This is a genomic window from Methylobacterium brachiatum (assembly GCF_020523825.1).
GTDB lineage: Bacteria > Pseudomonadota > Alphaproteobacteria > Rhizobiales > Beijerinckiaceae > Methylobacterium > Methylobacterium brachiatum.
In genome coordinates this window covers 42,086-55,772 of sequence record NZ_JAJALK010000004.1, presented here as the reverse complement: position 1 = coordinate 55,772, position 13,687 = coordinate 42,086, and the positions used below count along the sequence as shown (strand labels likewise).

The following is a 13,687-nucleotide window of genomic DNA, read 5'->3' as shown; positions in this document are numbered from 1 at the left end:
TCCGCCCCCGCCCGGTCCACCGGGGCGGAGACACAGGGCCGCGGCATTCGGCGCGTCAGGCGGTTTCGCCCACGAGCCGCGCGAAGGTGGCGAGGTCGACGTTGCCGCCGCTGATCACCACGCCGACGCGCTTGTCCTTCACGTCCACCAGCCCGTGCAGCACGGCCGCCGCCGCCAGGCAGCCGGTCGGCTCGACCAGAAGCTTCATCCGCTCGGCGAAGAACCGCATGGTCTCGACGAGCTGTGGGTCCGAGACGGTGAGGATGTCGGCGACCTCGCGCTGGATGATCGCGAAGGTCAGGTCGCCCAGCGCCGTCGATTGCGCCCCGTCCGCGATGGTCCGGGGCACCGGGATGGTCACGATCCGGCCCGTGCGGAACGATTGCTGCCCGTCATTGCCGGCCTCCGGCTCGACGCCGATCACCCGGCAGCCGGGCGACAGGGCGGCGGCGGCGAGCGCGCAGCCCGCAAGCTGGCCGCCGCCGCCGAGGCAGGCGACCAGCACGTCGAGCGGCCCGGCCTCCTCGATCAGCTCCTGCGCCAGCGTCCCCTGCCCCGCGATCACGTCGCGGTGGTTGAACGGCGGGATCAGGGTCATGCCCTTGGGCTCGGCGAGCTCGCGGCCCAGCGCCTCGCGATCCTGGGTGTAGCGGTCGTACAGCACGACCTCGGCGCCGTAGCCCCTCGTCGCGGCGATCTTGGCCGCCGGTGCGTCGCCCGGCATGACGATGGTCGCCGGGATGCCGAGCAGCTGGCTCGCCAGGGCGATCGCCTGGGCGTGGTTGCCCGAGGAGAACGACAGCACCCCGCGGGCGCGGACCGCCTCCGGCAGGGCGCTGATCGCGTTGTAGGCCCCGCGGAACTTGAAGGCCCCGCCCCGCTGCAGGTTCTCGGCCTTGAAGAACAGTTTCGCGCCGGTCCGCGCATCGGCGGTGCGCGACGTCAGCACGGGGGTGCGATGGGCGATGCCGGCGATGCGTTCCGCCGCCCGGGCGACATCCGCGAAGGTCGGCGCGCCGCTCCGGGCCGCCTTGGTCGTCTCTGCTTGCTCGGGCATCGTATCCTGCATCGCTCCTGGGCTCGTCCGCGCCGCGATCGGGCGCGGTTGCGCTGTCCCGACCGGACATGCGCCCCTGCCGAAACCGGGATTCCCGTCGCCACCGCGCTCCGAGCCGAGGCGAGTCATAGGCAGGATTTGCGCCCGGCGCATCCGCCGGATTCACAGGCCAAGCGGAGCCATTCGCTGGCCCGCCACTTGTATCTCCGGACCGGTTCGGGAGTAGCGTTGCCATGATCGTGGAATCGAGGATCCGAATCGCCCCTCCGGCCGGCCTGAAGCGCGCTTTCGCGGAGGTCCGATGAGCGACAGGACGCGCGACCGACGCGCCGGCGATGAGGCCACAGAGGTCACGTTCCGGGGCCGCGGGCTCGCCCTGCGCTCCGGCGGCCGGCTGATCCTGCTCGTCTGCCCGCTCTGCTCGCAGCGCAATGCCAGCCGCGGCGCCGAGCGCGGTATCTGCGAGTGGTGCGCCTACGTGCCGTCGCAGGACCAGGCCGAGCCGGTGGAGCGCGGGAACGGCTGAGCCGTGCGGGGCGCGTGGGCCCGGTCCGTCTCCGGATCGCATCGCGGACTACGGCGTTCAGGGACCCCTTGCTGTGCGAGCAGAACCCGTTTCCGCGATCGCAGCCTCGGCCGACGGGGCCGCCGGCATCGCATGCGAAGCGAGGGCGGAAAACGCGCTCCCCTTGAGGATAGCGTCACCGCGAGCGGTCGCACTACCCGTATCCCGCGAATGCCCGCGGTGCGTACTATTAACGGTTGCAAAAATCCTTAAGATTTCGATTATAGGTCAGGGGGGCTGCCGACCGGGAGGTTTCATGCAACCGTCGGAATGCTGCATCTTTCGCATGATCATCGCGTCCGTGATCGGAAGCGGTGTGACGTTGCTCGTGGTCCGGGGCTTCGACCTTTGGGCCCTCGTGCTGATCCCCATCGGCGGCAGCCTGGCGACCGTGTTCGTGATCGCCCTGTTCCAGGGTATCAGCCTCGCCCTGACCGCCCGGTCGAACGGGAATTCCGAGTCGCCGACATAGGGGCGTTTCCGCGCTCTTGTGACGGGCTTTCGCAAGGCGAAAGCGGCACGTTTTCCGGGTTCTCGCCCCCCGATGGACGATGCAGCGTCCGGAGAACCGGCCCCGAACGAGCCGAAACCGCTTCTTCCCTTGCGCGCTACCATGTTCGCACGTCGGCGCCTGAAGGCCGCGACATGCCTTTTCTCCCGTACGGGAGCGGGAACCCGTGCCTCACTGAGTCGACGATGTCTGAATCCGCCCGCCCACCCGGGGAGCGGACCCAAGTCCCGTCCTGAAGCCGATCCCCGGGCCGCCTCGCGCCTTATGCCCGCTCAGGTGTGGATCACCTTGCCGTAGGCGTCGAGCACGCTCTCGTGCATCATCTCGCTGAGCGTCGGGTGCGGGAACACCGTGTGCATCAGCTCCTCCTCGGTGCTCTCTAGGTTCATCGCCACAACGTAGCCCTGGATCAGCTCGGTCACCTCGGCGCCGACCATGTGGGCGCCGAGCAGCTGGCCGGTCTTGGCGTCGAACACGGTCTTGACCAGACCGTCCGGCTCGCCGAGCGCGATCGCCTTGCCGTTGCCCGCGAACGGGAAGCGGCCGACCTTCACGGCGAAGCCCAGCTCCTTGGCCTTGGCCTCGGTGAGCCCGACGCTGGCGATCTGCGGCTGGCAATAGGTGCAGCCCGGGATCTTGGCTTTGTCCATCGGGTGGGTGTCCAGGCCCTTGATGGTCTCGACGCAGATGACGCCCTCGTGCTCGGCCTTGTGGGCGAGCATCGGCGGGCCGGCGACGTCGCCGATCGCGTAGAGGCCGGGCACGTTGGTCCGGCCGAGCCCGTCGGTGACGACGATGCCCCGGTCGATCTTCACCCCGAGCTTTTCGAGGCCGATATTCTCGATGTTGCCGACCACGCCCACCGCCGAGATCAGCTTCTCCGCGGTGATCTGCTGGGTCTTGCCGTCGCCGCCCTCGATCGTGGCGGTGACCGAATCCGCGCCCTTCTCGACCTTGGTCACCTTGGCGCCGGTGAGGATCTTGATGCCCTGTTTCTCGAAGCGCTTGCGGGCGATGCCGGCGATCTCGCCATCCTCCACCGGCAGGATCTGCGGCAGCAGCTCCACCACGGTCACCTCGGCGCCCATGGTCCGGTAGAACGAGGCGAACTCGATCCCGATCGCGCCCGAGCCCATGACGAGCAGGCTCTTGGGCATCGTCTCGGGGACCATGGCCTCGTAATAGGTCCAGATCTGCTTCTTGTCGGGCTCGATCCCGGGGATCGCCCGGGGCCGGGCGCCGGTGGCCACGATGATGTGCTTGGCCTGGTAGGTCCCGGCGCCCTTGGCGCCCTTGGGCGGCTCGGCGCGCTTGGACTCCTTAACGGTGACCTGACCGGGCTGGTTGCCCTTGGCCACGCTGTCGACCGCGGCCTCGCCCCAGATCACATCGACCTTGTTCTTCTTGAGCAGCATGCCGACGCCGCCGTTGAGCCGGCCCGAGACGCCCCGCGAGCGCTTCACGATGGCGGCGGTGTCGAACGACACCTCCTTGGCCGACAGGCCGTAATCGGAGGCGTGCTGCATGTAGTGATAGATTTCGGCCGAGCGCAGCAGCGCCTTGGTGGGGATGCAGCCCCAGTTCAGGCAGATGCCGCCCAGGTGTTCCCGATCGACCACGGCGGTCTTGTAGCCGAGCTGCGCCGCCCGGATCGCCGTGACGTAGCCGCCGGGCCCGGCGCCGATGATGAGGATGTCGTAGGTGTCGGACATTGCGTGCTCCGGCTCAGACCAACATGCCCATCGGGTTCTCGATCAGCCCCTTGAAGGCCGCGATCAGCTCCGCGCCGAGCGCGCCGTCGAGGACGCGGTGGTCGCAGGACAGGGTGCAGGTCATCACCTGGACCACGGCCGGCGCGCCGTCCTTCACGACCACGCGCTTCTCGCCGGCGCCCACCGCCAGGATGCTCGATTGCGGCGGGTTGATCACCGCCGTGAAGTGCTTGATCCCGAACATGCCGAGATTCGACACCGAGGTGACGCCGCCCTGGTACTCCTCGGGCTTTAGCTTCTTGGCCCGGGCGCGGGCCGCGAAGTCCTTCATCTCCTTGGAGATGGTGGAGAGCGTCTTCTCGTCGGCCCGGCGGATCACCGGGGTGAACAGCCCGCCGTCGATCGCCACCGCGACGCCGACCTCGGCCTGCTTGAAGCGCAGCACCCGGTCCTCGGCCCAGACCGCGTTGGCGGCGGGCACGCGGGTGAGCGCCAGGCCCATCGCCTTGATGACGAAGTCGTTCACCGAGAGCTTGAAGGCCGGCTTGCCGTCCTTGTCCTTGCCCGCGGAGGCATTGAGCGTCTCGCGCAGCTTCATCAGCGCGTCGAGCTCGCAATCGACCGTGAGATAGAAGTGGGGGGCCACCTGCATCGCCTCGGTGAGGCGCTTGGCGATGGTCTTGCGCATGCCGTCGAGCGGCACCTCCTCGTAGGAATCCTTGGCGTAGAAGCCCCGGACCTGATCGAGGGTGAGGCCGGCCGGCGCGCCGCCGGCGGGCGCGGCCTTCGGCGCGGGGGCGGCCGCCTTGGGGGCCTCGGCGGCGGCCTGCGGCGCCGGCGCCTTGGTGCCGCCGGAGGCCTTGGCGGCCTGGACGTCCCGGGCGATGATGCGGCCGTGCGGCCCGCTGCCTTCTACGGCGGCGAGGTCGACGCCCTCCTGCTTGGCGATCCGGCGCGCGAGCGGCGAGGCGAACACCCGGCCGCCCGCACCGGCCTGCTGCTGCGGCGCGGTCCCGCCGGGCTGGGCGCCCTCCGGCGCCTCGTTCACCCGCTCGTAGGACATGTGCCCGCCGCCGGGCGTGGTGTTCTGATCGGCCGGGGCCGGCGCCGCGGCGGATGTCGGCTCGGACTTCGCCTCGGCCTTGGCCTCCGGCGCAGCCTTGCCGCCGCCGCCCGCGGCCTGGACGCTCGACGGGTCCTCGCCCTCCGCGGCGATCACCGCGATCAGGTCGTTGACCGGCACGTCCGCGGTCCCCTCGGGCACGACGATCTTGGCGAGCACGCCCTCGTCGATGGCCTCGACCTCCATGGTCGCCTTGTCGGTCTCGATCTCGGCGAGCACGTCGCCGGATTTCACGGCGTCGCCCTCCTTCTTCAGCCACTTGGCGAGGTTGCCTTTCTCCATGGTCGGCGAGAGGGCGGGCATGAGCACGTTGATCGGCATGGCATCAGGTCTCGGGCAAGGCCGGGGCGGCCGGATCGGCGAAGGGAAACAGGTCGTCGAGGGGGAACGGGACGGCGTCGAACGGCGGGATGGCTACCGTCTCCCCGCGCAGGACGGTGTCCAGCAGCAGCCAGCGCCCGTCCGTGAGGGCGAAGCCTTCCAGGACGCCCGCGGCCGAATCGAGCAGCCAGAGAAACTTGACCCCGGCCTCCCCATAGATGCGGCGCTTGCGGCCGCGATCGAGGCGGATTGTGGAGGGCGAGAGGATCTCGCACACCCAGTCCGGCGACGTCTCGATGAAGGCGTCCGCGGGTTCGGTCGGCATTCGCTCGCGACGCCAGCCGGCGAGATCGGGCACCACCACCTGAGGGCCGAAGCGAAGCTCAGGCTTGCTCATGTCAATCCAGGCATCCGGATCGTCGCGTCTGCGGGGCGTGTGCGAACCCAGGATCGCCGCCAGCGAGAAGGCCGCTGCGCCCTGCACGGGTGGCAGGGGCCCGTGCGTCTCTACAATCCCATCGATGATCTCGGCCACGAGATGGTCCGGGACCGCTTCGAGATCCGCGTAGGTCGCCTGCCGGACAGCCGCTTCAGCCATGGTCGGAAGCCGCCATCGCTAGTTGAAGCCGCCGGGGTCGAGCCCCTCGGCCTCCCAGCCGGCGCGGATGCGCTCGAACGCCTCCTCCTCCGACATGTCGGTCTCCAGCGCGTAGGCGCGGGCCGCCTGCCGGCCGAGATCGATCAGCAGCCGGCCCCAGGTCGCGGGGTCGTCGAAGGAGCGGCGCAGGGCGACGCTCACGGCGCCGTCCACCACGGCCGCGCGCAGCACCTCGATGCCGCCCTGCGCGCGGGCGTCCGGCGGGATGGCGAGTTCGACGAAGTCCTGTTTGGGATCCTGGCTCATGGCGCGCCGGCTGGTTTCCGAACCCGGACGGGGCGGAGGGACGGGGCTGCGGGGCCGCCCGCGAATCCCGTCACTTGTAGCAGACGCTCTTGGCCGCCTCGACGACCTCGGCCACGTTCGGCAGGGCGAGCTTCTCGAGGTTCGCCGCGTAGGGCATCGGCACATCCTTGCCGGTGATGCGCAGGACCGGGGCGTCGAGATAATCGAAGGCGTCGACCATCAGGCGGGCCACGATCTCGGCGCCGATACCGGATTGCGGGAACCCCTCCTCCACGGTGATGCAGCGGCCGGTCTTCTTGACCGAGCGCACCACCGTCTCCGAATCCATCGGCCGGATCGTGCGCAAGTCGATCACCTCGGCCTCGATGCCCTCCTCGGCCAGGATCTGCGCGGCCTTGAGCGCGTAGGTCATGCCGATCGCGAAGGACACGATGGTCACGTCCTTGCCGGTGCGGTGGACCCGCGCCTTGCCGATCGGCAGCACGAAGTCGTCGAGCTGCGGTACCGGGAAGGACTGACCGTAGAGGATCTCGTTCTCGAGGAAGATGGTCGGGTTCGGGTCGCGGATCGCGGCCTTGAGCAGGCCCTTGGCGTCCGAGGCCGTGTAGGGGGCGATCACCTTCAGGCCCGGCACGTTCGAGTACCAGGCGGCGTAATCGTGGCTGTGCTGGGCGCCGACCCGGGCGGCGGCGCCGTTGGGGCCGCGGAACACGATCGGGCAGCCGAGCTGGCCGCCGGACATGTAGAGGGTCTTGGCCGCCGAGTTGATGATGTGGTCGATCGCCTGCATGGCGAAGTTAAAGGTCATGAACTCGACGATCGGCTTCAGGCCGGACAGCGCCGCGCCGACGCCGATGCCGGCGAAGCCGTGCTCGGTGATCGGGGTGTCGACCACGCGCTTGGCGCCGAATTCCTGCAGCAGCCCCTGGGTGATCTTGTAGGCGCCCTGGTACTCGGCGACCTCCTCGCCCATGACGAAGACGTCGCCGTCCCGGCGCATCTCCTCGGCCATGGCGTCGCGCAGGGCCTCGCGCACCGTGGTGGTGACCATCGGGGTGTTGGCGGGGAACTCCTCCATCACCGGCTCGTCGGCCTTGTTGGTGATGATCGCCGGCGCCGCGGGCGCCTTCGGGGCATCGGAGCCGGTCTTCGCGGCGGGGGCCGGCTTCTCGGCCATGCCCTCGGCCTGCATGTCCGGGGTCGGGGCCGGGTGGCCGCCGGCGCCGTTGGGCTTCGGCTTGCCGCCGCTGGCCGCGGCCTCCGACACGTCCTCGCCCTCGCCGGCGATGATCGCGATCGGGGTATTGACCGCGACGCCCTCGGTGCCTTCCTCGATCAGGATCTTGGCGAGCACGCCCTCGTCGATCGCCTCGACCTCCATGGTCGCCTTGTCGGTCTCGATCTCGGCCAGAACGTCGCCGGATTTGACCGGATCGCCCTCTTTCTTCAGCCACTTGGCGAGCTTGCCCTCCTCCATGGTCGGGGAGAGGGCGGGCATCAGGATGTCGGTCGCCATGCTCAGCTCTGCGGTCGTCTTTTCGGTCGGGGCGGCCAGGGGTTCGGGGACGCGCTAGGCGTGCGCATCCAGCAGGATGTCGGTCCAGAGCTCGGCGGGATCCGGCTCGGGATCGTTGGTGGCGAACTCGGCCGCCGCGTTCACGGTCTCGCGGACCTTGGCGTCGGTCGCCTTGATCTCCGCCTCCGGCACCCCGTGCAGCTCGAGCAGGCGCTTGCGCACCATCTCGATCGGGTCGTGCTCGTCGCGCATCTTCGAGACCTCGTCCTTGGTCCGGTACTTGGCCGGATCGGACATGGAGTGGCCGCGATAGCGGTAGGTCTGCATCTCGAGGATGTAGGGGCCCTGGCCGGAGCGGGCGTGCTCGACCGCCCGGGTCGCCGCCTCGCGCACGGTGCGGACATCCATGCCGTCGACCTGCTCGCCCGGGATGCCGAAGGAGAGGCCGCGCTTGGAGAAGTCGGTCTGCGCCGAGGCCCGGGCCACCGAGGTGCCCATGGCGTAGCGGTTGTTCTCGATGACGTAGACGACCGGCAGCTTCCAGAGCGCGGCCATGTTGAAGCTCTCGTAGACCTGGCCCTGGTTGGCCGCGCCGTCGCCCATATAGGTGAGGCTGACCTTCCCGTTCTCCCGGTAACGGTCTGCGAAGGCGAGGCCGGTGCCCAGCGAGACCTGGGCGCCGACGATGCCGTGGCCGCCGAAGAACTGCTTCTCGCGGCTGAACATGTGCATGGAGCCGCCCTTGCCGCGGCTGTAGCCACCCCGGCGGCCGGTCAGCTCGGCCATGACGCCCTTCGGGTCCATGCCGCAGGCCAGCATGTGGCCGTGGTCGCGGTAGCCGGTGATGACCTGATCGCCCTCGATCGAGGCCATCTGCATGCCGATCACCACGGCTTCCTGGCCGATATAGAGGTGGCAGAAGCCGCCGATCAGGCCCATGCCGTAGAGCTGGCCGGCCTTCTCCTCGAAACGCCGGATCAGCAGCATCTCGTGATAGGCGTGGAGGTCTTCCTCGCGGGTGAATTGCGGCATGTTCGGCGCGGGCTTGTGCGCCTCGACGGCCTGGGAGCTTCCAGCCTCCGGGCTCGCGACCTGCGGTTGCGAGGACGAAGCGTCCTTCGCAGGCTCCTTGGCGGCGTCCATCGGCGCTCTCCCCGTGATTCCACGCGACTGGAACGGGGTGTAGGACAGCACCGTTTGGAAAGCGAGGGTGGACGCTCTGACAGGTCGCCGCTCTTGTCAGAGGGGATCTCAGGCATCGTCCCGAACGGTGGCTGCCGGCTTTCGGGATGCGACGATGGTGATCTCAGGTCGCGGCCGCGCCGGTCCCCCGGTGACCTCAGGGCGTGATGATGACCACGTCGTTGGCGTGGACGCGGCCGAGCACGATCCGGGCGCGCTCCTCGAGGAGGTCGCGGTCGATCTGGTCGCTCTTTAGCAGCGCGACCCGGTGCTCCCAGGTGGCGCGCTCCGCCCGCACGGCGGCGAGTTCCTGGGTGAGGCCGTAGGCGCGGATCTTGAGCACCTTCTTGGCTTCGAGGCCGCGATTGCCGCTCTCGGCCTGCCACACGAAGAAGCCGACCACGAGCGCCGACAGGGTCCAGAGACCCAGGGGCAAGAGGACCATTCTGACGCGGCGGCGGACGACCATGGCGGGAGCCTCGCGCGGAAAGGTTAACGGAGCTTTTCGGAGCTGGCGGATCGCGCCCGCCGATTATGATTGTGGGCAGGCCGGACAGGTGGAGCGAAACCGCGCAGATGGATATGACCGACCTGACACGCTGGATCGCCGAGCACGCCACCGCGACCGATGACCACGACACGATGCTCGCGCGGGTCTGCGAGGCCCTGTGCGATGCCGGCGTCCCGCTCTGGCGGGTCAGCGTCATGACGCCGGCCATCGATCCGCTCGTGCGCGGGGTCAGCCTGAACTGGCATCTCGGCCAGGGGCTCAGCTTCGTGCCCAATCCGCATGGCGCCGAGCAGGAGGCGGATTGGCTGCGCAGCCCGATCTTCGCGATGCTGGAGCGGGAGGAGGTTTTCGGGCGCTGGCGCCTCGACCGCCCCGGCCCGGAGACCGACTACCCGGTCCTGCACGACCTGCGCGCCGAGGGCGGGACCGAATATGCGGTCCATATCGTCGGCTTCGCGCCCGGTACCGCACTGCGCGGCGTCGCGATCTCGTTCTGCACCCGGGCCCGGTCCGGCTTCTCCCGGACAGACCTCGCGGCGGTCGCGGCGGTCCTGCCGGTCCTCGCGCTCGCGGTGGCCAAGCTCGGTCTCGGGCACACCCTGCGCGAGGTCTCGGCGACCTATCTCGGGCGTTCCACCGCCGAGCGGATCCTCGACGGCCAGATCCGGCGCGGCCAGGGACGGGCCATCCCGGCCGCGATCCTGTTGACCGACCTGCGCGGCTTCACGGCCCTGTCCGACCGGGCCGACCCCTACGACATGGTCACTTGGCTCAATGAGCATTTCGACGCGCTGGGCGATCCCGTGGCGCGACACGGCGGCGAGATCCTGAAATTTTTGGGCGATGGCTTCCTGGCGATCTTCCCGGTGGCCGATGCCGGCACCCTGCCCTGCCCCGTCTGCAGCAGCGCCCTCGAGGCAGCCGCGGACGGGCTGGCGGCCAACGCTGCGCTCAATCGCCGGCGCCGCGAGGCGGGGCTGCCGGAGCTGACGGCCGATTGCGTCGTGCATTTCGGCACGGTGGTCTACGGCAATGTCGGCACCGAGCGCCGCCTCGACTTCACGGTGATCGGGCGGGCGGTGAACGAGGCCAGCCGGATCGAGAGCCAGTGCGAGGCCCTCGGCCACACGCTGCTGGTCTCGGATTCCTTCGCCCAGCGATGCAGCCGGACGCTGGACCCGGTGGGCGTCATCGAGCTGCGCGGGCTGGCGCGACCGCAGAAGGTCTGGACGCTGCCGGCGGGGTAAGCGCTGGGGCAGGAGCGCCGGGATACCCACCCCGTCATTCCGGGGCGCCGCTGCGCGGCCCCGGAATGACACGGCGATTTATCTAATCGCCGTACCGATCCAAGGATTGGTCAGCGGCGTCACGCGGACTCCTCTGACCGATCGTCTTCCTTGCGAGAGCAAACGGGGCTCAGCCCCGAGCCAGGTGCTTGATCGCCGAGGGGCCGGCGTAGAGCGCCTGCGGGCCGAGACCCTCCTCGATGCGGATCAGCTGGTTGTACTTGGCCAGTCTGTCCGAGCGGGCGAGGGAGCCGGTCTTGATCTGCCCGCAATTGGTGGCGACCGCGAGGTCCGCGATGGTCGAGTCCTCGGTCTCGCCGGAGCGGTGGGACATCACCGCGGTGTAGCCGGCGCGCTGGGCCATATCGACCGCCGCCAGGGTCTCGGTGAGCGAGCCGATCTGGTTGACCTTGATCAGGATCGAGTTGGCGGTGCGCTCGGCGATGCCCCGGGACAGGCGCTCGACATTGGTGACGAACAGGTCGTCGCCCACGAGCTGGCAGCGATCGCCGATCTTGTCGGTCAGCAGCTTCCAGCCGGCCCAATCGTCCTCGGACATGCCGTCCTCGATCGACAGGATCGGGTAGTTCGCCACCAGCTGCGCCAGGTAATCCACCTGGGCCTCGATCGACCGGTTCGTGCCCTCGCCCTCGTAGGCGTAGGCGCCGTCCTTGAAGAACTCGGTGGCGGCGCAGTCGAGCGCCAGCGCGATCTCCTGGCCCGGCTTGAAACCCGCGGCGCTGATCGCGTCCATCACGAAGTCGAGCGCGGCCTCGGCCGAGGGCAGGTTCGGGGCGAAGCCGCCCTCGTCGCCGACATTGGTGTTGTGGCCGGCCTTCTTCAGCTTGCCCTTGAGGGTGTGGAACACCTCGGAGCCCATGCGCACGGCGTCGGCGAGCGAGTCCGCGCCCACCGGCATGATCATGAATTCCTGGAAGTCGATCGGGTTGTCGGCGTGCGCCCCGCCGTTGATGATGTTCATCATCGGCACCGGCAGGACCCGGCCCTGAACGCCGCCGACATAGCGGTAAAGCGGCAGGCCCGAGGCCTCGGCCGCCGCCTTGGCGACCGCCAGCGACACGCCCAGGATCGCGTTCGCCCCGAGGCGCGCCTTGTTGGGCGTGCCGTCGAGCTCGATCATCGCCTCGTCGACGGCAACCTGATCCTCGGCCTCCATGCCGCCGATCGCGTCGAGGATCTCGGTCTGCGCGGCCTCGACCGCCTTCAGCACGCCCTTGCCGAGGAAGCGGCTCTGGTCGCCGTCGCGCAACTCGACCGCCTCGTGGGCGCCCGTGGACGCTCCCGACGGGACCGCGGCGCGGCCGAAGGAGCCGTCCTCCAGCAGGACATCGACCTCGACCGTGGGGTTGCCGCGGCTATCGAGGATCTCGCGGGCGCTGATATTGGTGATCGCGGTCATGGAACGTCCTCTCGCGGGGCCGCTTGTCGGCGGCGGCAGCCCCGATCCGGGGTGCGGCGCATCGCGGCGGCTTATCCGTCAAGCCGCGTTCGGCGGCAAGCACCGGCGTAGGTCGCGCCTGTGCACGTGTCGTGACAGTCCGAGCCTCAACCCTACCGTGCTCGCGTCCCGGCGGCCGGATGGCGGATCGGCGTCGCGGCGAGGGACCGGTTCAGCTTGCGCAACTGTGCGTCGTCGCGCGCGCAGAGGTCGTGGCGGGTCATGGCGTCGAGCATGCGCTGGGCCGCGTCGCCGCCGCTTGCCCGGGCCGGTACGGTCGCGACCGTGACCAAGCCGATGAACGCGACGGCGATGAGACGCATGTTGCCGGGCCTCGGTCGGACGGTGCCGACAATCACCCGGATCCTGGCTGGGGACGGTAAAGATTTGGTCGCGCCGGCGACGGGTGCGCTACGCGGCGCGCGCCTTTATAGTGCGCGCATGACCGCATCTGAGACGCTTCAACTCGGCCAAGCCACGTCCCTGCCCGCTTCACCGGGCGACGCCCGCCTCGACCGCGTGCCGAACCCCCATGCCGATACCGACTACGTGGCGCGCTTCACCGCGCCCGAGTTCACTTCGATCTGTCCGGTCACGGGCCAACCGGATTTCGCGATCCTGGTGATCGATTACGTGCCCGGCGACTGGCTCGTCGAGTCGAAGTCGCTGAAGCTCTACCTCGGCGCGTTCCGCAATCACGGGGCGTTCCACGAGGATTGCACGGTGGCGATCGGCAAGCGGCTGCGCGACCTGCTCGAGCCGCGCTACCTGCGCATCGGCGGCTACTGGTACCCGCGCGGCGGCATCCCGATCGACGTGTTCTGGCAGACCGGCGAGCCGCCCAAGACCATCTGGCTGCCGGAGACCGGCGTCGCGCCCTATCGGGGGCGCTGAAGCGCATACGAAAAGGGCGACCGGCTCGCGCCGGTCGCCCTCTGATCCGTGGGATCGCTGCCCTTAGTAGGGCGAGCCGTAATAGCCATAGGCCGGGGCGCCGTAGCCGTAAGCCGGAGCGCCGTAGGCCGGGGCGTAGCCGTAACCGCCGCCGTAGCCACCGTTGTAGTAGTTGTTGGCCGCACCGGCGGCGACCGCACCGGCAGCGAGGCCGGCGATGCCGAGACCGATGGCCGCACCGGTGCCGATGCCGCGACGGCCGCCGCGGTAGCCGTAGCCGTGACCATAGCCATGGCCGTAGCCGCCGTGGAAGCCGTACGGACGGGCTTCGGCGCTGGTCGTGGCAGCGACGCTGCCGAGAGCCAGAGCGGCGGCGGTGGCGATGATACCAATCTTGCGCATAATGTTCCTTCTCGATCCGCGATCGAACATGCCCATTAACGTGGCCGCTCGGCGGTCGGTTCCAAGTTTTCAGAACCGATTTCAGAGGGAGGTCGACTGCCTGAACAGCGGTTCATCTGCGCGGTCCGCGGCAGAGACGGTTTCCGAGGGTCGGGTTTGCAGAACTGTCCGTCGCTGATCTTGTGAATAGTTTCCGCACTGTTGCGGCGCCCGCCCCCAGAGTCGCCGCGCCTCGGGCGGGCTG

The 13,687-nt window shown here is 69.3% G+C and carries 15 protein-coding genes; 4 read left to right on the top strand and 11 right to left on the bottom strand.

Going from position 1 to position 13,687, the window contains the following annotated elements:
- Positions 1-55: 55 nt before the first annotated feature.
- Entirely contained in the window at positions 56-1,069 is a 1,014-nt protein-coding gene (locus LGR69_RS10265) for a threo-3-hydroxy-L-aspartate ammonia-lyase (protein WP_230365958.1), read from the bottom strand.
- Between the two features lie 289 nt (positions 1,070-1,358).
- On the opposite strand from LGR69_RS10265, the gene LGR69_RS10260 reads away from it, so the two are divergent.
- Positions 1,359-1,583, top strand: a complete 225-nt coding sequence (locus LGR69_RS10260; protein WP_007566185.1) for a hypothetical protein — start codon at positions 1,359-1,361, stop codon at positions 1,581-1,583.
- Positions 1,584-1,938: 355 nt separating this feature from the next.
- Positions 1,939-2,094: a hypothetical protein gene (locus LGR69_RS10255; RefSeq protein WP_230365957.1), complete on the top strand. Its 156-nt coding sequence runs from the start codon at positions 1,939-1,941 to the stop codon at positions 2,092-2,094.
- A 311-nt stretch (positions 2,095-2,405) separates the two neighbouring features.
- Here LGR69_RS10255 and lpdA read toward each other — a convergent pair whose 3' ends face one another.
- The 7 genes from lpdA to LGR69_RS10220 all read right to left on the bottom strand — a co-directional run bounded on the left by lpdA (position 2,406) and on the right by LGR69_RS10220 (position 9,360).
- The gene (lpdA, locus tag LGR69_RS10250) at positions 2,406-3,845 is read right to left on the bottom strand and encodes a dihydrolipoyl dehydrogenase (RefSeq protein WP_230365956.1); all 1,440 of its coding nucleotides are present in this window, start codon (positions 3,843-3,845) and stop codon (positions 2,406-2,408) included.
- Between the two features lie 13 nt (positions 3,846-3,858).
- Entirely contained in the window at positions 3,859-5,289 is a 1,431-nt protein-coding gene (locus tag LGR69_RS10245) for a pyruvate dehydrogenase complex dihydrolipoamide acetyltransferase (RefSeq protein WP_091863832.1), read from the bottom strand.
- A gap of 4 nt (positions 5,290-5,293) precedes the next feature.
- Positions 5,294-5,887 (bottom strand): Uma2 family endonuclease, encoded by a 594-nt coding sequence (locus LGR69_RS10240; protein WP_268868489.1) that lies wholly within the window; start codon positions 5,885-5,887, stop codon positions 5,294-5,296.
- A gap of 18 nt (positions 5,888-5,905) precedes the next feature.
- Positions 5,906-6,193: a DUF5076 domain-containing protein gene (locus LGR69_RS10235; RefSeq protein WP_122159436.1), complete on the bottom strand. Its 288-nt coding sequence runs from the start codon at positions 6,191-6,193 to the stop codon at positions 5,906-5,908.
- A 70-nt stretch (positions 6,194-6,263) separates the two neighbouring features.
- The gene (locus LGR69_RS10230; RefSeq protein ID WP_230365954.1) at positions 6,264-7,709 is read right to left on the bottom strand and encodes a pyruvate dehydrogenase complex E1 component subunit beta; all 1,446 of its coding nucleotides are present in this window, start codon (positions 7,707-7,709) and stop codon (positions 6,264-6,266) included.
- Between the two features lie 54 nt (positions 7,710-7,763).
- The gene (gene pdhA / locus LGR69_RS10225) at positions 7,764-8,852 is read right to left on the bottom strand and encodes a pyruvate dehydrogenase (acetyl-transferring) E1 component subunit alpha (RefSeq protein WP_007566197.1); all 1,089 of its coding nucleotides are present in this window, start codon (positions 8,850-8,852) and stop codon (positions 7,764-7,766) included.
- Between the two features lie 196 nt (positions 8,853-9,048).
- Positions 9,049-9,360: an FtsB family cell division protein gene (locus LGR69_RS10220; RefSeq protein ID WP_007566199.1), complete on the bottom strand. Its 312-nt coding sequence runs from the start codon at positions 9,358-9,360 to the stop codon at positions 9,049-9,051.
- Positions 9,361-9,467: 107 nt separating this feature from the next.
- On the opposite strand from LGR69_RS10220, the gene LGR69_RS10215 reads away from it, so the two are divergent.
- A complete protein-coding gene (locus LGR69_RS10215; protein ID WP_091863836.1) occupies positions 9,468-10,649 on the top strand; it encodes an adenylate/guanylate cyclase domain-containing protein in 1,182 nt (393 codons plus the stop codon).
- Positions 10,650-10,818: 169 nt separating this feature from the next.
- On the opposite strand, the gene eno is transcribed toward LGR69_RS10215, so the two are convergent.
- Positions 10,819-12,108: a phosphopyruvate hydratase gene (eno, locus tag LGR69_RS10210; RefSeq protein ID WP_230365953.1), complete on the bottom strand. Its 1,290-nt coding sequence runs from the start codon at positions 12,106-12,108 to the stop codon at positions 10,819-10,821.
- 152 nt (positions 12,109-12,260) lie between these two features.
- Positions 12,261-12,470, bottom strand: coding sequence for a hypothetical protein (locus LGR69_RS10205; RefSeq protein ID WP_230365952.1), 210 nt, complete (start codon positions 12,468-12,470; stop codon positions 12,261-12,263).
- Positions 12,471-12,588: 118 nt separating this feature from the next.
- On the opposite strand from LGR69_RS10205, the gene queF reads away from it, so the two are divergent.
- Complete coding sequence (gene queF / locus LGR69_RS10200) at positions 12,589-13,041, top strand: preQ(1) synthase (RefSeq protein ID WP_230365951.1); 453 nt, start codon at positions 12,589-12,591, stop codon at positions 13,039-13,041.
- Between the two features lie 63 nt (positions 13,042-13,104).
- Here queF and LGR69_RS10195 read toward each other — a convergent pair whose 3' ends face one another.
- Positions 13,105-13,443, bottom strand: a complete 339-nt coding sequence (locus LGR69_RS10195; RefSeq protein WP_230365950.1) for a hypothetical protein — start codon at positions 13,441-13,443, stop codon at positions 13,105-13,107.
- Positions 13,444-13,687 lie beyond the last annotated feature (244 nt).